19 protein-coding genes and 1 tRNA gene are annotated in these 22,698 nt (G+C 57.5%); 12 read left to right on the top strand and 8 right to left on the bottom strand.

All coding sequences use genetic code 11. The features are described 5' to 3' along the window. Window positions 1-162 precede the first annotated feature (162 nt). From ACQE2I_RS02800 to ACQE2I_RS02790, 3 genes are all read right to left on the bottom strand, one after another. Window positions 163-1,821 (bottom strand): RNA-binding domain-containing protein, encoded by a 1,659-nt coding sequence (locus tag ACQE2I_RS02800; protein ID WP_427029993.1) that lies wholly within the window; start codon window positions 1,819-1,821, stop codon window positions 163-165. Between the two features lie 101 nt (window positions 1,822-1,922). Beyond that, complete coding sequence (locus ACQE2I_RS02795; RefSeq protein ID WP_427029992.1) at window positions 1,923-2,945, bottom strand: histone deacetylase family protein; 1,023 nt, start codon at window positions 2,943-2,945, stop codon at window positions 1,923-1,925. Continuing rightward, the gene (locus ACQE2I_RS02790; RefSeq protein ID WP_427029991.1) at window positions 2,923-3,633 is read right to left on the bottom strand and encodes a GntR family transcriptional regulator; all 711 of its coding nucleotides are present in this window, start codon (window positions 3,631-3,633) and stop codon (window positions 2,923-2,925) included. The genes ACQE2I_RS02795 and ACQE2I_RS02790 overlap by 23 nt, the downstream gene beginning before the upstream one ends. A gap of 228 nt (window positions 3,634-3,861) precedes the next feature. On the opposite strand from ACQE2I_RS02790, the gene ACQE2I_RS02785 reads away from it, so the two are divergent. The 6 genes from ACQE2I_RS02785 (at window position 3,862) to ACQE2I_RS02760 (ending at window position 11,520) form a co-directional block, all read left to right on the top strand. Then, window positions 3,862-5,418 carry an ABC transporter substrate-binding protein gene (locus tag ACQE2I_RS02785; protein WP_427029990.1) on the top strand — a complete coding sequence of 519 codons (1,557 nt, stop codon included), beginning with the start codon at window positions 3,862-3,864 and terminating at the stop codon, window positions 5,416-5,418. Window positions 5,419-5,495: 77 nt separating this feature from the next. Next, entirely contained in the window at window positions 5,496-6,476 is a 981-nt protein-coding gene (locus ACQE2I_RS02780; protein WP_427029989.1) for an ABC transporter permease, read from the top strand. After that, complete coding sequence (locus tag ACQE2I_RS02775) at window positions 6,473-7,306, top strand: ABC transporter permease (protein ID WP_427029988.1); 834 nt, start codon at window positions 6,473-6,475, stop codon at window positions 7,304-7,306. The genes ACQE2I_RS02780 and ACQE2I_RS02775 overlap by 4 nt, the downstream gene beginning before the upstream one ends. Window positions 7,307-7,333: 27 nt before the next feature. Further along, a complete protein-coding gene (locus ACQE2I_RS02770; protein ID WP_427029987.1) occupies window positions 7,334-8,965 on the top strand; it encodes an ABC transporter ATP-binding protein in 1,632 nt (543 codons plus the stop codon). A gap of 45 nt (window positions 8,966-9,010) precedes the next feature. Then, on the top strand, window positions 9,011-10,393 hold the full coding sequence (locus tag ACQE2I_RS02765) for an FAD-binding oxidoreductase (protein WP_427029986.1): 1,383 nt from the start codon (window positions 9,011-9,013) through the stop codon (window positions 10,391-10,393). 23 nt (window positions 10,394-10,416) lie between these two features. Then, window positions 10,417-11,520, top strand: a complete 1,104-nt coding sequence (locus tag ACQE2I_RS02760) for a pyridoxal phosphate-dependent aminotransferase (RefSeq protein WP_427029985.1) — start codon at window positions 10,417-10,419, stop codon at window positions 11,518-11,520. Here the strand turns inward: ACQE2I_RS02760 and ACQE2I_RS02755 are convergent. From ACQE2I_RS02755 to ACQE2I_RS02740, 4 genes are all read right to left on the bottom strand, one after another. Next, a complete protein-coding gene (locus ACQE2I_RS02755) occupies window positions 11,517-12,473 on the bottom strand; it encodes a branched-chain amino acid transaminase (protein WP_427031375.1) in 957 nt (318 codons plus the stop codon). The two genes, ACQE2I_RS02760 and ACQE2I_RS02755, sit on opposite strands and share 4 nt — an antisense overlap. After that, window positions 12,470-13,576: a class II histone deacetylase gene (locus ACQE2I_RS02750; RefSeq protein WP_427029984.1), complete on the bottom strand. Its 1,107-nt coding sequence runs from the start codon at window positions 13,574-13,576 to the stop codon at window positions 12,470-12,472. Before ACQE2I_RS02750 ends, ACQE2I_RS02755 begins: the two co-directional genes overlap by 4 nt. Window positions 13,577-13,740: 164 nt before the next feature. Further along, window positions 13,741-14,676: an ornithine cyclodeaminase family protein gene (locus ACQE2I_RS02745; RefSeq protein ID WP_427029983.1), complete on the bottom strand. Its 936-nt coding sequence runs from the start codon at window positions 14,674-14,676 to the stop codon at window positions 13,741-13,743. A gap of 1 nt (window position 14,677) precedes the next feature. After that, window positions 14,678-15,034 (bottom strand): RidA family protein, encoded by a 357-nt coding sequence (locus tag ACQE2I_RS02740; RefSeq protein ID WP_427029982.1) that lies wholly within the window; start codon window positions 15,032-15,034, stop codon window positions 14,678-14,680. A 301-nt stretch (window positions 15,035-15,335) separates the two neighbouring features. Here ACQE2I_RS02740 and ACQE2I_RS02735 point away from each other — a divergent pair, with 301 nt between their 5' ends. Then, entirely contained in the window at window positions 15,336-16,706 is a 1,371-nt protein-coding gene (locus ACQE2I_RS02735) for a glycosyltransferase (RefSeq protein ID WP_427029981.1), read from the top strand. A gap of 78 nt (window positions 16,707-16,784) precedes the next feature. On the opposite strand, the gene ACQE2I_RS02730 is transcribed toward ACQE2I_RS02735, so the two are convergent. Continuing rightward, window positions 16,785-16,871: transfer RNA gene (locus tag ACQE2I_RS02730), tRNA-Leu, on the bottom strand. A 114-nt stretch (window positions 16,872-16,985) separates the two neighbouring features. Here ACQE2I_RS02730 and queA point away from each other — a divergent pair. The 5 genes from queA to secF all read left to right on the top strand — a co-directional run bounded on the left by queA (window position 16,986) and on the right by secF (window position 22,679). After that, entirely contained in the window at window positions 16,986-18,017 is a 1,032-nt protein-coding gene (gene queA, locus ACQE2I_RS02725; RefSeq protein ID WP_427029979.1) for a tRNA preQ1(34) S-adenosylmethionine ribosyltransferase-isomerase QueA, read from the top strand. A 74-nt stretch (window positions 18,018-18,091) separates the two neighbouring features. Further along, window positions 18,092-19,213: a tRNA guanosine(34) transglycosylase Tgt gene (gene tgt / locus ACQE2I_RS02720; protein WP_427031374.1), complete on the top strand. Its 1,122-nt coding sequence runs from the start codon at window positions 18,092-18,094 to the stop codon at window positions 19,211-19,213. Between the two features lie 177 nt (window positions 19,214-19,390). Next, a complete protein-coding gene (yajC, locus tag ACQE2I_RS02715) occupies window positions 19,391-19,717 on the top strand; it encodes a preprotein translocase subunit YajC (RefSeq protein ID WP_427029978.1) in 327 nt (108 codons plus the stop codon). A 132-nt stretch (window positions 19,718-19,849) separates the two neighbouring features. After that, a complete protein-coding gene (gene secD / locus ACQE2I_RS02710) occupies window positions 19,850-21,703 on the top strand; it encodes a protein translocase subunit SecD (RefSeq protein WP_427029977.1) in 1,854 nt (617 codons plus the stop codon). 49 nt (window positions 21,704-21,752) lie between these two features. Next, window positions 21,753-22,679 (top strand): protein translocase subunit SecF, encoded by a 927-nt coding sequence (gene secF, locus ACQE2I_RS02705; RefSeq protein WP_427029976.1) that lies wholly within the window; start codon window positions 21,753-21,755, stop codon window positions 22,677-22,679. Window positions 22,680-22,698 lie beyond the last annotated feature (19 nt).

The following is a 22,698-nucleotide window of genomic DNA, read 5'->3' as shown; positions in this document are numbered from 1 at the left end:
GTTTGTGTTTATCCGTTGGCCCGAATTTAAAACTTAGTTTTAAACTCCAGTGCCATGGCATTCTCTTTCTGCATTCTTTCTGCATTTCGCGTACTTTCGTTTTTTGCAGAAAGAAATAAATAGCTGATTTTTATATAATAAAATTTATTTTCCTACTGTTTTTCATTCTGCAAGCTTCCATTCTGGCTTACCTCTCGAACCCGTATTAAGAATGCGCTTCCGCCGCCTCAGCTTGGTCAAAAGGTTGCCGATTTTGCGCTGCTTTTGTTCAGGAGTGAGCGCATCACTGAGCTTGTCGATTAGTAACTTGTCGATCTCTGTGCGATTGGCTTGGCCAAACTGATACAAATAATCGATGACCAGCTTGGCGTAAAACTCATCATCCTGCGCGCGTGTGCGGATATAGTCCGCTTTGCTTGCAGTCGCCTTGGCCACGCTGGCCGAGACATAAAAACGCGGCTTTCGTCCCTCTATTAGGCCAGCGCGCTTTAGGCGAGTTACCGCCTCGTCGGGAATCGGTAACTGCTTCTGAACTCGGTCTAGTGCCAACACATCCGCAAGTGGCAGGTCAGTTTGCTGGATCAGAAGCCGACTGTAGGCTGGATTGACGACACCACCATAGATAGTCAACCTGACCGCTCCCGATTCGCCAAGATCATAATCGGGCATGGGGAGATAACGACGTGCTTGGCGGGCAAACATGTCATGAATGCCGTAGCCCATAGTGTCGATCATGTTCAGCTCGGCCATGGCTTGGGCTAGAAAGGGGTTGCGGTAGCGTCGGGGTATTCGATTGCCTTCCAGATAGTCACCGGGCACACCCTCGTAGAAGCTTCCCTCATTTTCAAACACCAGCCGATCCGGCTGTTCAATTAACACGACCCGTCCATTGCGCATGTAATCCTGATGAGCGATGCAGTTGTGCAGAGCCTCCAGCACAATCTTCTGGTCATACTTCGATACTTCAACAGGCAACAGCTCATCCTGTGGGAGCAGGCGTAACTGGATGTTACGAATGCGCTGATACAATTGCGAAGTGGTTAGCAGAAAAGGCGGAGCAAAGTGCTGGTAGGCACGCTCTATACCCTCCAACTTCCAGGTCATCTGGGCTGGATGAGGCGAGAGATGCCAAGCCGATTCAGCCTTGCCCAGTAGCAACAGCGCGGTTCGCGTAATCTTGCCGTTCTGGGTAATGCGTGCCCGATCAAGGAATGTGGACAAAGGCCAGCCCATTACCTCGTCGCCACTAAAGCGATTGGCGTATTTCTGGGCAAAGGCATCACGGGCCTTGTGCAGCGCAGCCTCGTCCAGGTCGGCTAAGCTGGCAGCTGGAACTAGCTGCGCACTCCAGTCCTGTGCCAGAGTTTGTTGACGAATCTCATCTTGTTTATCCAGTCCCAGGGACCCCAGGCTTTCACCCGCACGGGCGTGATAGTGCCCCTTCCATGCTATGGGAATGCCGCGGGGTGCCGCCGGTATCTCAAATAGCAACACCCTACCGTCTGTATGCTGCAACTCATGGATATTGCGGAAGGTGACACTGGGCTCGGTGGTTTGTGCCACTTGTTGTTTCAGGCTATGCAAGCGCTCAGAGTCTTCGCGGTAGCTGGTTCCCACTACACCACGAGTTTTATTGCTAACGCCAAATACCAGCCAGGCACGCTCCAGCCCACGCAGATTGGCTTCATTGCTGAGGGCCGAGAAGTACTCACCAATCTTGTTGGTAGGGTAATCGTTATCAGCCTGCTTGAATTCCACTACCTCGTTTTCCCAGGTGTGGATTAAGCCCTCAAGCAGCGCATTCAAGGCTGGTTGATCCATGCCGTGTCCTTTCGATGACTATTTCAATGGCTATCCGGATCGTTTTGCTGATCGCTGAAAGAGGCTATCTTGCCAGACACATTGATGGCTTGTCTTACTGATTACTTCTTAGCAAGCAGCCCTTCAAAGAAACTCACCGCATTGGCTTCCAGCCCTTCCAGGTAGTAACCGCCTTCCTGTACCACCAGCGTGGGTACGTCCAGCCCCGCCACCTTACGGCCCAGCTCACCAAACCCTGCGGTTGAAACGGCGACCTTGGCTTGGGGGTCGAGTTCGTAGATATCAAACCCCAGCGCCAGCACGATGGCGTCCGGCTCGAATAGGCGGATGGCCTGGCAGGCTTGCTCCAGGCGGTCAAAGAACACCGGCTCCTGTGATCCATGGGGCATCGGCAGGTTGAGGTTATAGCCCAGCCCGGCGCCCTGCCCGCGCTCGTCTTCAAAGCCGGTTACCGCCGGGTAGAAGTTGGTGGTGTCACCGTGGATCGAGATATACAGCACATCGTCGCGCTGGTAGAAAATTTCCTGAATGCCCTGGCCATGATGCATATCGGGGTCAAGCACCACGATGCGCGGGTAGCGCGTTTTCAAATGCTGCGCGGCAATGGCGGCATTGTTGAGAAAACAGAAGCCACCGGCGGCGTCGATGCCTGCGTGGTGGCCCGGCGGGCGCGATAGTGCATAGGCAAACCGGTCACCGGCGAGCAACGCTTCCGCTCCAGCAATCGCGCTTTGCGCTGACCAGTAAGCCGATTGCCAGGTGTGCTGGCCCACCGGCGCGCTGCCATCGGCCATATAGCGCCCGGCTTCTGCCAATATGCCGCGCAGGGCGTTGGGCGAACGCACAAAGATGTTGGAAATCACTTCCTCTCCCCAGTCTTCTTCAAGGGCATGCCAGCGCCGGTGGGCACTTTCGAGAAAGCGCAGATAGGCCAGCGAATGCACCGCTCTCAACGGCGCCACACCATAATCGCCGGGAGTTTGAACATCGAAGCCAAGCCGCTTGGCCGCAGCCAGTAGGTACGTGGCACGCTCGGGCACTTCCTGAGGCGTGCGCATCTTGCCACGGGAGAAGTAGGTTTGCGGCTGATGAAGCAGCTGGTCAGCGTGGAAGAACGTCTTCATCGTCACTATCTCCGGTTTCGCCCACACCCTTGACCACGAAATGGCGAGCAACGCCGATGTGGTAGTCAATCGCCTCACGGCATTCAGCAGGGCTGCCGCTATCCAGCGCGTCAAGCAACTTAAAGTGGCTGGTCGCGATGGTGTCGGGGGCTTCATGGGTCTTGGTGATTAAAGTGATGCATAGACGCAGTTCATGAGCTAAATCATCAAAGGCGCGCAGCAGACGCTCGTTGCCCGCGTAGTGGAGCATTAAGCGATGAAACTGCAAGTCCTCCTCAATGCGGCGGGTGCCATCGTTACCAGTTGCCGCCTCACAAAGCACTTCTACCTGTTGTTTCAAAGCACGTTGGGCTTCTGGGGTATAGCGCTCGACCAGGCGCTGAATAGCGTGACGTTCCAGACACAGCCGCAAATCAAAGACATCTTCGAGTTCAACGGCATTCAACGCGCGAACAAAGAAGCCTCTGCGCGGTTTCGAGATCAATAAACCACGGCTTTCCAACAAACGAGCGGCCTCACGCACCGGCGCACGGCTAACGCCCAAGTCGCGGGAAAGTTGTACTTCAGAAAGCCGCTCGCCGGGTAAAAAGTGTTGCTGAATAATCGCTTGGGTTAAGTAGTCAGCGACCTGTTCAACGAGGTTTTGCTGCTGGATAAAGGCCCTGGGAGCCAACGTAGAAGAGGCCATAAAATTCACCCATTAAAAATGCCGCATTCCCTTAAGTATGACGAAAAAAAAGGTCTTGTCGACGAACGATTGCCGACTGTCGACAATTTTACCGTGTCCTGCTAAGTTCAAAGTGCAAGGTTCAAAAAGGCCCCCAATAACCCACACAACTGGGCCTGACACGCCACGCCTCGCTCGCCTAACGACTACGTAAACCCATTACGTGCTAATAACCGAGGAGCAGGAAACATGAAAAAACCTTTAGCATTGGCTATTTCCGCTGCAGCACTTGCTTTTACCTCCGCTGCTCTGGCCGATGACCCCAAAGAAGGTGGAGTGGTTAACACCATTATCCAGCCCGAGCCGCCTGGCCTGGTATTGGGTATGATCCAAAACGCCCCTACCCGCACCGTGGCGGGTAATATCTACGAAGGGTTGTTGCGCTATACCACCGACCTAGAACCCATGCCGCAACTGGCGGAGTCCTGGGAGGTCAGCGAGGATGGTCGCACCTACACTTTCCATTTGCGTAAAGGCGTGACTTGGCACGATGGCGAAGCCTTCACCGCCGACGACGTCGTGTTCTCCGCCGATGTGTTTCACCGCGAGCTAAACCCCAGCGCCCGCGCTGTGCTCCAGCACGTGGAGAGCATCGAAGCCACCGACGATCACACCGTGGTGTTTACCCTGACCCAACCCTTCGGCCCGTTCCTGATCTCCTTTGAAGCGGGCACCTTCACCATGGTGCCTGAGCACCTCTACGCGGGCACTGATTTCCGCGATAACGAACACAACGACCACCCGATAGGCACCGGCCCGTTTAAGTTCGCCAACTGGGAGCGCGGTACGGTGATCGAATTGGTTAAAAACGACGACTACTACGAAGAGGGCCTGCCCTACCTGGATGGCGTTAACTGGCACGTTATTCCCGATGGCGCCTCCCGTGCGGTGGCGTTTGAAAACGAGACCATCGATGTGCTGCCCAGCGGTACCGTCGAGAACTTCGACATTCCCCGTTTAGCGGAACTGGATAACGTCTGCATGACCGAAAAGGGTCACGAGTACTTCAGCCCCTTCGCCATGCTGTGGATGAACAACCGCGAAGGCCCCACCGCGGATAAACGCTTCCGCCAGGCGGTGATGTACGCCATGGATCGCGAGTTCGCCAAAGATGTGCTGTGGAATGGCCTGGGTAACGTACCGCTCTCTGCCTTTGGTTCTAATGCGCGCTTCCAAAACGATGACCTGGAACCCTACGATCACAACCCCGAACGCGCCCGAGAGCTGCTGGATGAAATGGGCTACGACGGCGAAGAGATCACCATTCTACCGCTGCCCTACGGCGAAACCTGGACACGTTGGGCCGAAGCCGTGCAGCAGAACCTGCGCGAAGTGGGTATTAACGTTGAAACCCAAGCCACCGACGTGGGCGGCTGGAATCAGCGCCTGGGCGATTGGGATTACGACCTCGCCTTTACCTACCTCTACCAGTACGGCGACCCGGCACTGGGTATTTCACGCACCTACCTTTCCGACAACATTGCCAAGGGCTCGCCCTGGAATAACGTGGAAGGCTACGAAAACGAGCGTGTCGACGAGCTTTTCAACGAGGCCGCCACGGCTTTCCCCGACGAAGAGCGTGAAGCGCTTTACCGTGAAGTGCAGGAGATCCTACACGAAGACGTGCCCGTTGGCTGGCTGATGGAGCTGGGCTTTCCGACCCTGTACCGCTGTGATGTGCAGAACCTGGTCACCTCCGCCGTGGGTGTCAACGACGGCTTTAAGGATGCTTGGCTAGATCGCTAAGCTCGCGTACACCCAGGTGGCATGAGCTGCTTGGGTGTTTTAGCCATGTCATGAAGATGTCCGCCAGGAAGGTGTCTATGGTTTACGCTCGCTTAATTGTCATGCGGCTTTTTAAAGCCGTTATCGTTCTGTTTTTGATCGTTATTTTCAATTTCCTGCTGATTCAAATGGCCCCCGGCGACCCGGCGGCTATTCTGGCTGGCGAAGCGGGTGCCGCAGATCAGGAGTTCCTCGACCAACTGCGCGAGCGCTTTGGGCTCGATCAGCCGATGTATGTGCAGCTTTGGCGCTACGTCTCGGGTATCGCCATGCTTGATTTTGGCTACTCCTACCGGTTAGGCGTCCCAGTATTTGATCTTATTATGGCGCGCTTACCCGCCACCCTACTGCTCACCGGCACCGCCTTTGTGCTTTCGCTGGTACTGGGCATCGTGGCGGGCTCCATGGCCGCGGCACGGGCCAAGAAACCCTCTGGTTCACTGATCATGGCGCTGGCGCTGGTGTTCTACGCTACGCCGCTGTTCTGGGTCGCGTTGATGTCAGTCGTGGTGTTTTCGGTGTATCTCGGCTGGCTGCCCGCCTATGGTCTCTACACCGTGGGGGCAGGCCACACGGGCTTTGCGCTGGTGCTCGATGTTGCCAAACATTTAATGCTCCCAGCGACCACCCTAGCGCTTTTCTTTATGGCGATTTACACCCGCATGACGCGCACTTCCATGCTCGACGCCACCCAGCAGGATTACGTTAAAACCGCCCGCGCCAAAGGTTTAAAGCCCAGCATTATTCAGCGCCGTCATGTGCTGCGTAATGCGCTGCTGCCGATTATTACCCTGGCAGGCCTGCAGGCGGGTCAGATGGTCGGTGGCGCGATACTGACCGAAACCGTGTTTGCCTGGCCCGGCATCGGGCGGCTGATGTTCGAAGCGCTGCAGCAGCGCGACTACAACCTACTGCTGGGCATTTTCTTCTTCTCGGCGGCCTTGGTCATCGTCTTCAATATCATCACCGATTTGGTCTACAGCCTGGCTGATCCACGTATCAAGAAGGGGGCCGCATGAGCTTTTTCGCACGCTTTGCGCAAAACCGTGGCGCCCTCGTCGGCCTGATCATTCTGCTGCTGATTATCGCCATGGCGATACTGGCGCCGCTGCTGTTTCCTGAATCGCCCTGGCGCATGGTGCAGCGGCCCTTTTTACCGCCGCTCGCACAAGATGGCTTTCCCCTGGGCACCGATACCATGGGCCGCAACGTGGCCTCAGGCCTGATGCACGGCGCCTGGGTATCGCTATTGATTGGGCTGGTATCCACCAGCGTGGCCCTGCTGATTGGCGTTCCCTTGGGGGCCGTTGCTGGTTACTACGGCGGCATCATTGACGACGTATTGATGCGCTTTACCGAGTTCTTCCAAACCATTCCCAACTTCGCGCTGGCAATCGTACTGGTGGCGATTATGCAGCCCAGCATCACCTCGATTGTGCTGGCGATTGCGATAGTCAGTTGGCCGCCGGTGGCCCGTTTAGTACGCGCCGAGTTTATGTCGCTGCGCAACCGCGAGTATGTCGAAGCCGCGCGCTTGGTCGGCCAGTCCAACAGCACGATTATTCTGCGTCAGATTCTGCCCAATACGCTGTCGCCAATTATCGTGCTGGCATCGCTAATGGTGGCCACCGCCATTTTGCTGGAGTCGGCACTGTCGTTTCTCGGTTTGGGCGACCCTAACGTGATGTCCTGGGGCTATATGATCGGCGCTGCGCGTACGGTGATTCGTCAGGCGTGGTGGCTGAGTTTCTTCCCTGGGGTGGCGATTCTGCTTACTGTGCTGGCGTTAAATCTGGTGGGTGAAGGATTAGACGACGCCTTGAACCCCAAACTGTCCCGCGAGCGCTAGGCGTTTGTTATGGCTGGAGTGCTTGTTATGAGTGAATCATCAACAGAAACCGTGCTTAGCATTCGTGACCTAAGCGTTGTGCTACCCAAAGGCGCTGACCGCGCCCTAGCGGTGGAGGACGTTAGCTACGAGGTTAAGCGTGGGGAGATTATGTGCGTGGTGGGCGAGTCGGGCTCTGGTAAGTCGATGGCTGCCAATGCGGTGATGGGGCTGCTACCCAAAGGGGTACGCGCCACCCAGGGCGAGATTTTGTTTGAAGGGCAGAACCTGCTCGCCCTGACCGAGAAGCAACACCGCAGCCTGCGCGGGCTAAAAATCGGCATGATCTTCCAGGAGCCGATGACCGCCCTCAACCCCTTAATGCGGGTAGGTGCGCAAATTGCCGAGGTGTTCGAGGCCCATGACCAGCTCAATACCAAAGAGCGCCAAGCCCGCGCCCTAGAGTTGCTGATCGAAGTAGGCATTCCGCAGCCGGAAAAGGCCATACGCGCCTACCCCTTCGAGCTTTCCGGCGGCCAACGCCAACGGGTGATGATCGCCATGGCGCTGGCGTTGGAACCCATTTTGCTGATTGCCGATGAGCCCACCACGGCGCTTGATGTCACCACCCAGGCGCAGATCCTTGAGCTTATTCGCGACCTTCAGCAGCGCCGCGGCATGTCGGTGATGTTTATCACCCACGACTTTGGCGTGGTCGCCGAAATCGCCAACCGGGTCTGCGTGATGCGCCACGGCAAGATTGTCGAACTGGGTGACGCCAAGCCGGTGCTTGAGAACCCTCAGGACGCTTACACCCAGGCGTTAATTGCAGCGATTCCCAGCAATGCGGTGCCGCCCCACCGAGAAACCAGCCAGGTCGCCCCGCTGCTGGAGATCAAGCAGCTCAATAAGGTCTTTCGCTCACGGGGCGGATTGTTTAAACCTGCCCGGGAAGTGCGTGCCCTTGAGGATGTATCGCTCACCTTGGCGCGGGGTGAAACGGTAGGGATTGTGGGCGAATCCGGTTCGGGCAAATCCACCCTCGGGCGCTGCGTGGTACGCCTTGAGCACCCCGACAGCGGCGAACTGCTGTTGGATGGGGTGAATCTTTCCCAGCTCAAAGGCGATGCGCTGCGCCGTGAGCGCCACCGGGTGCAGATGATCTTTCAAGACCCCTACGCCTCGCTCAACCCACGCACCAAGGTGGGCATGGCGATTGCCCAGGGGCCGATTGCCAACGGCACACCCAAAGCCGCGGCGCTTAAGCAGGCGGGCGAGCTTTTAGACATGGTGGGGTTGGGCGCCAGCGCCGTGGAGCGCTTCCCCCATGAGTTTTCTGGCGGCCAGCGCCAACGTATCGGCATTGCCCGGGCGCTGGCGCTAAATCCTGAGCTAATAGTGGCGGATGAAGCGGTATCGGCGCTGGACGTGTCGATTCAGGCGCAAGTGTTGGAACTGCTGGAAGAGCTAAAACAGCGGCTTTCGCTATCCCTGCTGTTTATCACCCACGACCTACGCGTCGCCGCGCAGATTTGCGACCGCATTGTGGTCATGCAGCATGGCCGGATTGTCGAGCAAGGCAGCGCCGAGCAAATTTTTCTCGCCCCACAAGAGGCGTATACCCAAGCGCTGCTTAAAGCGATTCCCGGCCGCGAAACGCCTGAAGCCGCTATCGCCTAAGCTCTGGCTTAAATAATCGATATGGAATTTTGTAAAGGAAAACGCATGCAGATAACTCTGGAGGCGCTGCGCGCTATTGTGGGCCCGGCCCACGTATTAACCGGCGATGACGTTAGTAGCCGTCGCGTCGATTGGATGACCGGTGCGCCCTGCCAGGCAGGCGCCATTGTACGCCCGGCGGATACCGAACAAGTCGCCGCCGTTATGCGTGCCTGTCACGCCGCGCAGCAGCCGATAGTCACCCACGGTGGATTAACAGGATTGGTACACGGCGCAGAGGCGAGCCCAGGCGAGCTGGTAATCTCCCTGGAGCGCATGACCGCCATTGAAGAGATTGACCAGGTAGGCGGCACCCTCACCGTGCAGGCCGGAGCGCCGCTGCAGCGGGCCCAAGAGGCGGCTAAAGAGGTCGGTCTGCAGTTTCCGCTGGATCTGGGTGCGCGGGGCAGTTGCACGATTGGCGGCAATATCGCCACCAACGCCGGTGGTGTTCGGGTCATCCGCTACGGCATGATGCGCCAGCAGGTGCTTGGGCTTGAGGCGGTGATGGCCGATGGCCGGGTGGTTAGCTCCATGAACCGTATGCTCAAAAACAACGCCGGTTTCGATCTAAAGCAGCTGTTTATTGGCAGCGAAGGCACGCTGGGCATTGTGACCCGCGCAGTGCTGCGCCTACAGCCGCCGACTCCCAGCGAGCAAACGGCGATGGTGGCCTGCCCTTCGTTCGAGGCGCTCACCGGGCTGCTCAGCCATATGGGCAAAGCGCTTGGTGGTAGCCTGGGCGCCTTTGAGGTGATGTGGCAAAACCACTACCGCCTGCTCACCGAAACCCTTGGCCGCCATACGCCTCCGATTGCCACCGAGCACCCGTTTTATGTGATCATCGAGTCCCTGGGCAGCGACGCCGAGCGCAATGCCACCCAGTTCAGCGAAGCATTAGAAAGCGCGTTAGAGAGTGAGCTAATTGTCGATGCGGTGATTGCCCAATCCAGCACCCAGCGCGATGGACTATGGGCGATTCGAGAAGATATTGAGGGTCTGGTCAAGGGCTTGGCACCGGTACTCACCTTTGATGTCAGCCTGCCGATTGCCGATATGCAGCGCTATACCGATGCCTTGGAAGCGCAGCTAACCCAGCGCTGGGCTAGTGCGCGCTTGGTCGTATTTGGCCACCTGGGCGATGGCAACCTGCATATTTCTGTTTGCGCAGGGAGTGCCGATCCTAAGGTGCGTCGTGAAGTAGAGGCCATGGTTTATCAACCGCTGGCGGCGCTGGGCGGCTCGGTCTCAGCCGAACACGGCATTGGCTTGGAGAAGCGGCCCTGGCTAAGTACCTGCCGCTCCAGCGCCGAGATCGAGCTGATGCATACGCTCAAGCAGGCGCTAGACCCACACTGCCTTCTCAATCGCGGTAAAGTATTGAGCTAATTATTGTTTTTTAGGATATCAACATGCCCCACTACCCCCACCACTTACTCAGTGAAGGCCCTGTGAATCCGTTTCCCGGCATCAAGGTGCTGGAGCGCCGACTTGGCCGCGGGATCCCCCATCGGCTGGGCTCTAACGAAGGCCTGGACATGCCCCACCGCGCCCTGCGCGAGCACTTTGGCGATGCTCTGGCCGAACACGTTTACTGTTACGGCGATGCCGAAGCGCTCGGTGTTCGCCAGCGCCTTAGCGAACAGCAGGGTATTGCGCTAGAAACCCTGCTGGTGGATGCCGGTGCCGATAGTTTGATTGCCCTGGCGCTGCGCACCACCTGCGAACCGGGTGACACAGTGGTGGGCACCGCAGGCACCTACCCCACTTTTGGCTACTTCGCTAAAGGCCAAGGCTGCCACTTGGTTGAGCCGAGCTACTATGAAGCGCCGGGCGTGCTGGCCCCCGACCTCGAAACCCTGGCCGCCACTGCGCATCAAGAAAACGCCCGCCTGGTCTATCTGGCCAACCCGGATAACCCCAGCGGCCACTTACACAGCGACAGCGCCATCCTCAAGCTGCGCGAGGCGCTGCCCGACACCTGCTGGTTGCTGCTGGACGAAGCCTATGGGGACTTCCGCGACGATGCCAACAGTGAGTTCGCCGCTAAAGCAATACCGGGAGTGATTCGCCTACGCACGCTATCCAAGGCTCACGGTCTGGCGGGCCTACGCATTGGTTATGCCATCGCCGACCCTGAAGTACTGGCGATGATGATGAAGGTGCGAATTCACTACGCAGTGTCGTCGCTGACCCTGGCCGCCGCCGAAGTGGTGCTTGATCATCCTGATGAGGTGAATCAGCACGTTGCCGATGTGAAAGCCCGCCGCGAGCAGTTAGCAGCGCACTTTCGCGCACTCGGTGCCGATGTATTGCCCAGCGCCACCAACTTTATCGGCATTCGCCTGCCCAGCGCCGACCTCACCGCCGAGGTGCACCAGCAACTACTCGCCGAAGGTGTGCTGGTCGCTCGCTTGGCGCATCCAGAGCTTGCCAATGTAATACGTATTACGGCGGTACAAGCAGCGCTTGAACCGGGAAGATTGGCGGCGTTAGAGGATGCGATTAGGGCTTAAGCTGGCGTTAGCCAATGATGAAAATCATCCAGCTCGCCGCGCACCGCTTGGCGGTATAGGCCCTGCAGTTGGGCGGTCACGCTATCAGGGCTGATCGGCTCGTTAACAGGCGGTGCACCCGCGCGGGTGCCGATATGGCGTCCATCCAACTCGCGCAGTGGCAGTATTTCGGCGGCGGTGCCGGTTAAGAACGCCTCATCGGCGGTATACAGCTCGTCGCGGGTTATCCGCCGCTCGCGCACTTCGATGCCCAATACTTTCTGCGCCAGCTGAATCACGCTATCTCGCGTAATGCCCTGCAAACACGACGTCACTTCTGGGGTATGCAGCACGCCATCGCGCAGCAAAAACACGTTAGCCGCCGAAGCCTCGGCTACGTAGCCTTCCGGATCAAGCATGATGGTTTCATCAAACCCGGCTTTGATCGCGGTATTTAGCGCCAGTATCGAGTTAACGTAGTGGCCGTTGGTTTTCGCCCGGCAGAGGCTGATATTGACGTGGTGGCGCGCCCAAGACGAGGTCAGCGCGCGCAAGCCGTGGGTCGCGGCCTGGGGCGAAATGTAGGGGCCTAAATCCCATGCGGCGACCATTACATGGGTGGTTAATCCCTGGGCACGCAGCCCCAAGCCTTCCGCGCCGAAAAACACCGTGGGCTTTAGGTAGGCGCTGCTCAAGTTGTTTTTACCGAGACACTCACGCTGGGCCTCGATCAAGTCAACTTCGCTAAACGGCAGCGGCATATCCAGCGAATGGGCGCTTTCTGCCAAACGACGAGTGTGTTCAGCAGCGCGGAACAGATGCGTACCGCTGGGGCCAGCGTAGGCACGCACACCCTCAAAACAGCCCATGCCGTAGTGCAATGTATGGGACAACAGGTGCACTTTGGCGTCGCGCCAAGCCAGCCATTCACCGTCCTGCCAAATCCAGCCATCGCGATCATAAAGCGGTGTCATCGGGTTGTTTGCTCCCATTGTTGGCACCAGTCATCTATTAACGACTGCTGGTGCGGTTGCAGGGCCTGATAGCCCCAAGCGGCAATTTCATCGTTTTGTGGGTCGGGCACGGCAATCGCACTGCCCGCCAGGGTTTGGATCACCGCGTGGCCGCAGAGTGGCACGTAGCCTTCTGAGTAACCGCCTTCGTGGACAAACACCAGCTTGCCATCGCAGCAGCGCCCGGCCAGCGCTTTAAGCTGGGCGGTCATGGTGGCGAACGCCTGGCTGTTGAGCAGCATCTTGCCTAGCGGGTCCTTGGCGCAGGCGTCATAACCGCAGGCCACCACGATTAGATCCGGCTTAAACGCCTCCAGCGCAGGCAACACCAATTTTTCCATGGCGTAGGCATAGGCACCCAGACCACACCCCGGCGGCAGCGGCAGGTTAAGATTAGCGCCCAGGCCTTCGCCTTCGCCCTGCTCGTCAAAGCTGCCGGTTTCCAGCGGGTAGTTCGCCGCCTGATGGATTGAGAGGGTCAGCACGTCGGGATCACTATAAAACGCCGCCTGCTGACCGTTGCCGTGGTGAACATCCCAATCGAGTATCGCCACACGATTGGCTTGGCCTAGAGCGCGGGCGCGCATCACCGCCACGGGAATATTGCCCAGCAGGCAGAACCCACGGCCTTGATCGGCTTCGGCATGATGCCCCGGCGGGCGGCACAGGGCGTAGGCATTGCTCACCTCGCCCAGCGCCACGGCTTCAACGGCCGCGATAGCTAGCCCGGCGGATTGGCTGGCCGCCGCCCAACTGCCGGGCATATACGGCGCACAGTCGCCACCGTTACCGCCACGCGCGTTATCCCCTGCCTGCAGCTTGTCTAAATAGCGTAAGGTATGAAAACGCAGCAGATCATCCAGCGTCGCGGCAGGCGGCTTTACCACGCTCAGCTCGTCAATCAGCCCGCTGACTTCGAGGATATTTTTCAGCCGTCGTTTGCTTTCCGGGCTCTCCGAGGCGGCCTGGGGCTGTAAAAATTCACCGGGCGCGGAGAACACACCAATGGCGCCAAGATCGTGCCAAAAACAGCGTTCGTGCCAGTAGAAAACGGTCGTACTCATGACATAAAGCCCTGCATAGCGGCGTGGTCTCCTGTCAATATTATCGTCAACTGCAGCGATAGTGATTTATTAGCGTTCATAACATACCTCGTTGTGGTTATTAGTCGGTCTTCGTTATGACTGGCGGTGCCATCTAATCGGTAGCGATGTCGGTCTTGTTATGGTTATGCGGGTAGTGACTCCCATACTTCTATCGCGGCGGCTAAGTCTTCAAGCGACGCGCCTACAGATTTGAATAGTGTGATTTCCTCCGGTTCAGTGCGCCCCGGCTTAGTGCCGCTTAACACTTCGGCAAGCTCCGCCTGGATCTGGTCAAACTGAAATTCACCTTCATCGATGGCTTGCAGAATGTCGCCCGCTTCGCCTTTGGCCCCGGCGTAGGTGTCCACAAACACCGCCGCGCGGCATAAACACTCCGCGTCGGTTTCGCGCATTTGTGGCCGAAACGCGCCGATCAAATCAAGGTGCGTGCCGGGCGTTAGCCACTCGCCTTTGATCAGCGGCTGAGTGGAGAGCGTTACACAGCTAATGATGTCCGCCCCGGCTACCGCCTCTGCGAGTTCTTCCACCACCTGGGTCTCAAAGCGCTCGGCGTACTCGTCGGCAATCGCCGCCGCTTTGTTGGGGTTGCGACCCCAAATCAGCACCCGCTTGATGGGCCGCACGCTGGCGTGGGCTTCAATCACCATAGGCGCCAGCTTGCCTGTCCCCACCACCAGCAGCGTTTCTGCGTTCTCATTCGCCAAGGCTTGGGCGGCAAGCGCGGAAGTGGCCGCCGTGCGATGCCGGGTGAGCTCGCTGCCATCGATACATGCCAGTGGCTGACCGTGGCTGCCTTCGCTGAGCAAGTAGAGCCCCGAGATCGCCGGAATACCGTGGTCGGCGTTTTGCGGAAACACGTTGACCATTTTGACGCCGATATAGCCCGCCGCTTCCCAGGCGGGTATTAGCAGCATGGTGGCCTCACCATCCGGCCGGTGCATGGCGTGATGATGGCGCGGCGGAGATTCCACGCCATTCACGAACGTGGTGTGTAGCCGTTTGATTAAGCCGTCCCACGCCAAGTGGCGCGAGACTTCTTCGCCAGAAACAACCCGCATATCAAGACTCCGGCAGCGCGGCTATCACCATGATTTCAACTTTCCACTCGGGCTTGGCGAGCTGGGCTTCAAGCGCCGCACGCACCGGCGGGCGACCGGGCACAACCCAGGCATCCCAAGCGGCGTTCATTTGGTCGAACTCGGCCATGCTGGTAACCCAGATTTGCGCTGAGAGCAGGTACTCTTTGGTTGTTCCTGCTTGGGCCAGCAGTTGATCAATGCGCGCCAGCACTTGCTCGGTTTGGCCACGCATATCCGCCGTGGCATCTGCGGGCACTTGGCCTGCGAGGTAAACGGTACCGTTGTGAATCGCCAACTGGCTCATCCGCGCATTACTGTCTTGATAGGTAACGCCCATGGTGTTTCTCCTGGTAAGGGATAGTGTTCAAACTGATTCGGCAGGGCTTGGGCGAGCTGCTTTAACGCCGGAGAAGCCCAGTTCAGCGAAGAAGCGGCAAATCTCGCCATCTTTGAACCAGGAGGCTGTACACCTCAAACCAGCCCCTAGGATCAGAATCATGTTTCCGGTGCTATCCCAGCACTATAAAACGGCTGAGCGACAAAAAGCGAGGGGCTGCTAAATGCGGCGGCCGCCTGTCATCCGCCGGTCATGGACTCGAGTTAGCGTGGCAACGAGCCGCCACAGGAGTCCTAACCACATGTCACCGCGCCCACGCTACCCTCTCAGCTCCCATCTCAGTGACCAGGAAGTCGCGGCCCTCACTCAATTAGCCAATGGCAATGCCTTACACCTGCAGCGTGAAGCTGATCGCGAGGCGCGGCTAGCGTCGGCTTTAACACTGTTTCACTCAGCGGCGTCAACGACCAAGACGCCGCTAAGTGGTATGAAAGTATTGATGATCTCAGATGTCTACTTTCCCCGCGTCAATGGCGTGTCTACCTCCATCGCCAGTTTTCGCGGTGCCCTTGAACACCAGGGCCACTCGGTCACGCTGATCTGCCCCGCCTACCCCGTTGGCCAGGTAGATGAGCCGGGCGTACTGCGCATCCGCTCGCGCCAGGTACCCGGCGACCCGGAGGATCGCATGATGCGCTACCGGGATTTGATTGCCCTGGCACCGCCACTTGCCGCCGAGGCCTTCGATCTCATTCATGTCCACACGCCCTTTACCGCCCACTATGCCGGTGTTGCTCTGGGGCACCGGCTCGGGCTTCCGGTGGTAGCGACCTACCACACGCTTTTTGAGGAGTATGTTCATCACTATATCCGCTGGTTACCGCGGCGCTGGCTACGCCTAGCCGCACGGCGGCTTTCGGTACACCAGTGTCAACAGCTCGATGCCCTAGTGGCGCCCTCTCAAGCGATGCAGCAAGCACTTACTCGTTACGGCGTGACCACGCCAACCAAAGTGATTGCAACCGGCTTGGCGCTGGAGTCGTTCTGCCACACACAGGGAGCCCAAGATGACAGCGACTTTCGATCCCACTACGGCCTACCCCAGGAAGCACAATTGCTGCTTTATGTAGGCCGCGCCGCCTTTGAGAAGAACATCGATTTCCTGATCGATATGCTACCCAAGGTACTGGCCAAACACCCCACCACCCGGCTGATTATTACCGGCGAAGGCCCCGCCCATAACACGCTAGTGCGGCGCGCCCAGGAAATAGGCGTGGACGAATCGGTGCTATTTCTCGGCTATCTCGACCGCAACGGTCCACTGCAAGCCGCTTACCGCGCCGCCGACGTTTTTGTGTTTGCATCACGCACGGAAACCCAGGGGCTGGTACTGCTGGAAGCGATGGCCCTGGGCACGCCGGTGGTTTCCACCGCCATGATGGGTACCCTTGAGGTATTGAGAGAGGGAGAAGGCTGCCTAATCGCCGAGGAAAACCACGACGACTTCGCCACTAAGATTAACCAGCTACTAGGCGATGAAACACACCGGCAGCAGCTCGCCGAGCGCGCCCAAACCTACGCCGCTAACTGGCACGAGGATGTCAAAAGTAAGGAGCTGGTTAGTCTGTATCGACAGCTGGCGGCTGAGCGTTTAGCTAGCGTGAGAAAGTAAGTGCTGGAATCACCGTTGACACTTTTCAAATAGCGCCCAATAAAAAGGGCCTAGCGATGAACGCTAAGCCCCTGAATTTGGTGCCGGTGGCCAGACTCGAACTGGCACACCCGTAAAGGCGGCGGATTTTGAATCCGCTGCGTCTACCAATTCCGCCACACCGGCAATGGCTGCGCATTATACGTAAATGTCGAGGTAGGTCAATCACATTGACTGACTTTATGCGGCCAAAGCGCTATCCTATGCCGCCTGTTTGATCAACGTTAAGAGTTATACGCCATGCAGCGCGCGGATTTTCATTACCAGCTACCCGACGAATTAATTGCTCGCTACCCTTCTGAACAGCGTAGCGATTGCCGTTTGCTGTGCGTGGATGGCCAAAGTGGTGCGTTGGAACATCGCCGCTTCCCTGATTTGCTTGAGCTTTTGGAACCAGGCGACCTGCTGGTGTTTAACGACACCCGAGTGATTCCGGCGCGCCTGCACGGTCACAAAGCCAGCGGCGGCAAGGTGGAGATGCTGCTAGAGCGCCCGCTGGATGCCCACCGTGGTTTGGCACATATCCGCTCAAGTAAATCGCCGAAGCCCGGCACCGAACTGATTTTCGAGGGTGGCGTTCATGCCGTTGTAGAAGGCCGCCGTGATGCGCTGTTCGAGCTGCGCTTTTTGGGCGATACACCGATGATCGCGCTGCTTGAAGAGCACGGCCATATGCCGCTGCCGCCGTATATTACTCGCGAAGACGAACTCAGCGACCGTGAGCGCTACCAGACCGTGTATGCCCGGCGTGACGGCGCCGTGGCAGCACCTACCGCGGGGCTGCACTTTGATCAGCCGCTGCTGGACGCTCTTGCGAATAAAGGCATAAACCGTGCCTTTGTGACCCTGCACGTGGGCGCGGGCACTTTTCAGCCGGTACGCGTCGACAACATTCTTGAGCACCATATGCACAGCGAGTGGATTGAGGTCACGGAAGCCACCTGCCAGCAAGTGCGCGAGACCCTGGCAGCGGGCAAGCGCGTCGTCGCTGTGGGCACCACCAGCGTGCGCTGCCTGGAAAGCGCCTGCATGAAGAGCAGCGATGGGCAGATTGCAGCTTATAGCGGCGATACCGACATCTTCATCTACCCCGGTTATCAGTGGCGCTGTGTGGATGCTTTAATTACCAACTTCCATTTACCTGAATCGACGCTATTGATGCTGGTCTCTTCCTTTGTGGGCTACGACACCATCATGCACGCCTACCAACGGGCGGTAGCCGAGCGCTATGCATTTTTCAGCTATGGCGATGCCATGCTGCTAACCCGCTAGCCCTCTGCCTTATACAACAGCTGCGCCAGACGAACGATTTTAACGAGTTACCATATATGCGAAACGAATGCTTTATGCGCTTTGAGCGCTTGGCCGACGATGGTCGTGCCCGCCGTGGCCGCCTCCATTTCCCCCGTGGCACGGTCGAAACCCCGGCGTTTATGCCGGTTGGCACCTACGGCACTGTGAAAGGCATGACGCCGGATTCCGTCAAAGAGATCGGTGCCGAAATCATCCTGGGCAACACCTTCCACCTGTGGCTGCGCCCCGGCACCGAGGTCATCGAAGCCCACGGCGACCTGCACGACTTCGCCCAGTGGGACAAACCGATTCTGACCGACTCCGGTGGTTTCCAGGTCTTTTCTCTGGGCGAGACTCGCAAGATCACCGAGCAGGGTGTGCACTTCCGCTCGCCGGTGGATGGCAGCAAAGTGTTTATGGGCCCGGAAGAGTCCATGGCGGTACAGCGCTCGCTAGGCTCTGATGTCGTCATGATCTTTGACGAGTGTACGCCCTACCCGGCCACTTTTGACGAAGCAGAAAAGTCCATGGAGCTGTCGCTGCGCTGGGCCAAACGCTCCCGCGACGCCCACGGCGATTCGCCTTCCGCGCTATTCGGCATTATTCAGGGCGGCATGCACCCGGAGCTGCGCGAGCGCTCACTCAAAGGGCTGCTGGAAATCGGCTTCGATGGCTTGGCAATTGGCGGGCTATCGGTCGGCGAGCCTAAAGAAGAGATGATCAAGGTGCTCGACTACCTGCCCACTTGGATGCCCGATGACAAGCCGCGCTATTTAATGGGCGTCGGCAAACCCGAGGATCTGGTGGAAGGCGTGCGCCGGGGTGTGGATATGTTTGATTGCGTGATGCCTACCCGCAACGCCCGTAACGGCCACCTGTTCACCTCGGAAGGCACGGTTAAAATTCGCAACGCCAAGCACCGGTTTGATACCGGCCCGCTGGAAGAGGGCTGCGATTGCCATACCTGTCAGCACTTCTCGCGGGGCTATTTGCACCATTTGGACCGCTGTAATGAAATGCTCGGCTCAATGCTTAACACCATCCACAACTTACGCTACTACCAGCGTGTCATGGCTGATTTGCGCGCGGCAATTGAAGCGGGTACATTGACCGCCTTTGTGGAAGGCTTTTATGCGCGACGCGGCCTACCGGTACCGCCCTTAAGTCAACCCTAGCGAATTAATCGCCACGCGCCTTGGCACGTGGTTTAAACTGCTTGGCGATGCCTTTAAGAACGGTGGCTTTAAAAACCATGTTTTTAAAAGCCATGCTTTTTAAGCTTTACAAAAACTAAGCTTTATTAAACCTAAGCTTTATTAAACCTAAGCTTTTTAACCCAGGAGCTCTCTGCAATGCTGGATTTCTTCATCTCACCAGCCCATGCCCAATCAGCCGCCGGTGGCGGTGGTATTGCGCAAATCGTCATGCTGGTCGGCTTCGTGCTGATTTTCTACTTCCTGTTGTGGCGCCCGCAGGCCAAGCGCGCTAAGCAGCACAAGCAGCTGGTCACCAATTTGGACAAAGGTGATGAGATCGTCATTGGCGGTGGTTTGGTAGGTCGTATCACGAAGGTGAGCGACGAATTCCTGACCATCGAGATCTCTGAAGGCACCGAAGTTAACGTGCAGAAGAACGCCGTTGCCGCCGTACTGCCTAAAGGCACCATCAAGTCCATCTAAACCTTGTAACACCCCTGCCGAGCCAGTGCCAGCCACCCCGGCAGGGGTGACATGGTATGAATGATGGTGAACTTTGCTGTGCACGGTATGCCCGTGCACAGCATTCCGTTTGTAATTGAAGGCAGGGCTTGCATGCTCAACCGTTACCCCCTGTGGAAGTATCTGCTGATACTGGTCGTCCTGGTGGTTGGCCTTATCTACTCGCTTCCCAATCTATTCCCCGAAGACCCCGCTATCCAAATTAGCAGCGCCCAAGGCGACTCGCTGGATGCGCATCAGATAAACCGCATTGAAGCTGCTCTGATTGAAAATGACATTGAAATCAAAGCGCTCGAAGAAATGAATGGGCAGTGGTTAGTTCGTCTGCGTCATGACGATGATCAGCTCGACGCACGTGATATTGCCGCTGATCTGGTGGACGATGACACCACGGTAGCGCTGAATCTCGCCGAAGCCACGCCCGGTTGGCTACAGGCATTTTCTGCCTCGCCCATGACGCTCGGTTTGGATTTACGTGGTGGTGTGCACTTCTTACTGGAAGTGGACATGGATGCCGCGCTTACCCAGCGCCTGGAAGTCAACGCCAGCGCCATGCGCGAACTGCTGCGCGGCGAACGCATCCGCTACCGCAATACCGAGGTAGCGGAGCGCACACTGTCGATTGATTTTGCCAGCGCTGAAGACCGCGATACGGCACGCAGCCTGATCAGCCGTGACTTTCCTGACTTTGAGTACAGCAGCGAAGGCGATGGTCGCGCCTCCACGTTGGTAATGACGCTCAGCGATCAATTGGTCAGTGAAATTCAGGACTACGCAATTAACCAGAACTTGACCACCCTGCGCAACCGGGTCAACGAACTGGGTGTGGCGGAGCCGATGGTACAGCGCCAAGGCCCCAACCAAATTGTCGTAGAACTACCTGGCATCCAGGATACAGTGGCCGCCAAGCGCATTGTCGGTGCGACTGCCAACCTGGAGTTCCGCCTGGAAGCCCGCAACGACGCGCCGCAAAACGAAACGGAATCTCTCTCCTTCCGTAACGAGCCATCGCGCTCTGCTGAGCTAATGCGCGATGTGATTATTACCGGTGACAGCGTTTCCAGCGCCAGTAACAGCTTCGACGAAAACGGCCGCCCACAGGTCAATATCGATCTGGATGGCACCGGCGGCACGCTAATGAACCGCGCCACGCGTACCAACATTGGTCGCAATATGGCGGTGCTGTTTATCGAGCATAAAAGCGAAGACACGGTGGTCACCGACCCGGAAACCGGCGAAGAGACCATTGAGCGCGAGCCCTATGTTGAACGCGGCCTGATTAGCCTGGCGACGATCCAAAGCGCGCTAGGCAACAGCTTCCGGATCACCGGCTTAGACTCGCCTACGGAAGCCGCTGAACTGGCGCTACTGCTGCGTTCTGGCTCCCTTGCCGCTCCCATCTACTTCGTGCAAGAGCGCACGATCGGGCCAAGCCTGGGCGCTGAGAACATTGAGCGTGGTCTGCTCTCGGTGCAGATTGGCTTGTTGCTGGTCGTGTTATTCATGCTGGTGCGTTACAAGGTGTTTGGGGTGTTTGCCAACATCGCCCTGGCGTTGAATTTAACGCTGCTGGTTGCGGTGATGTCGATGCTGGGCGCCACGCTGACGCTACCTGGCATTGCCGGTATCGTGCTCACGCTGGGCATGGCGGTGGATGCCAACGTGCTGATCTTTGAGCGAATACGTGAAGAGCTACGCAACGGCATGTCGGTTCAGCAGGCGATCCAAGCCGGTTATGAGCGCGCCTTTACCTCCATCGTCGACGCCAACATCACCACGCTGCTGGTGGCCGTTATCCTGTTCTCGATTGGCTCCGGCCCGGTGAAAGGGTTTGCCGTCACGCTCTCTATCGGCATTTTGACGTCGCTGTTCACCGCTTTGATGGTGACTCGCGCCATGGTCAACTTGGCCTATGGCAGCAAACCCGTCAAAAAGCTATGGATTTGAAGAGCATGGATCTAATCCACGTGCTTAGCCCAGAACTTAAGAGGTGGTAATGAAACCCCTATCACACCTGCAAATCGACTTTATGGGACGACGCAACATCGCGTTTGTCGTCTCCGCGTTACTCTTGATCGTGTCGATTGGCGCCATTCTGTTCCAGCAGCTCAACCTGGGGCTGGATTTCACCGGCGGTACGCTGGTTGAGGTGCGTTATGGCGCTGCGCCCTCACTTGATGCCATTCGTGTGCTGCTTGAAAACAGCGGTTTCCAAGATGTTTCCGTGCAAACCTTTGGGGCCTCAACTGAAGTACTGATTCGCCTCCAGCAGGCGTTTGATGCCGATGTTGGCGGCGAGGTCGTTAACCTGTTGCGTTCCAGTGGCGATAGCGTAGACCTTGTTCGCTCTGAGTTTGTTGGCTCCCAAGTAGGCGACCAGCTACGCGACCAGAGCGGGCTAGGCCTGCTGGTAGCCCTTGGCGTAGTCATGCTCTATGTGGCCTTCCGCTTTCAGTATAAGTTCGCGATTGGTGCGCTACTGGCCCTAATGCACGATGTGATCATCGTAGTCGGCATTTTTGCGCTGTTTCAGCTCGACTTCGACCTCACCGTGCTGGCGGCTATCCTGGCGGTGATCGGTTACTCGCTGAACGACACCATTGTGGTTTATGACCGCGTCCGCGAAGCCATCCGCACCTCGCGTATCGACGATATGCCGCAGATCTTCAACGAAGCGATTAACGCCACGCTATCGCGTACGTTGGCAACCTCGGGCACTACCGTTCTGGTACTGCTCGCGCTGCTGCTGCTCGGCGGCGATATGATTGAGAACTTCGCCATTGCGTTGCTGATTGGCATCGTGGTGGGCACCTTCTCGTCTATCTATATCGCCGCAGCACTGCTGCTACCGCTAAAACTATCGCGGGAAGATTTGATTCCCACCAAGAAAGAGCTCGACGACGAAGAGGAAGAGCTACCTTAATGGCGTCTCTGCTTAACTA

Origin of the sequence: Halomonas sp. H2 (genome assembly GCF_050215315.1) — a bacterium.
Lineage (GTDB): Bacteria > Pseudomonadota > Gammaproteobacteria > Pseudomonadales > Halomonadaceae > Vreelandella.
This window is presented reverse-complemented; position numbering and strand designations above follow the sequence as displayed.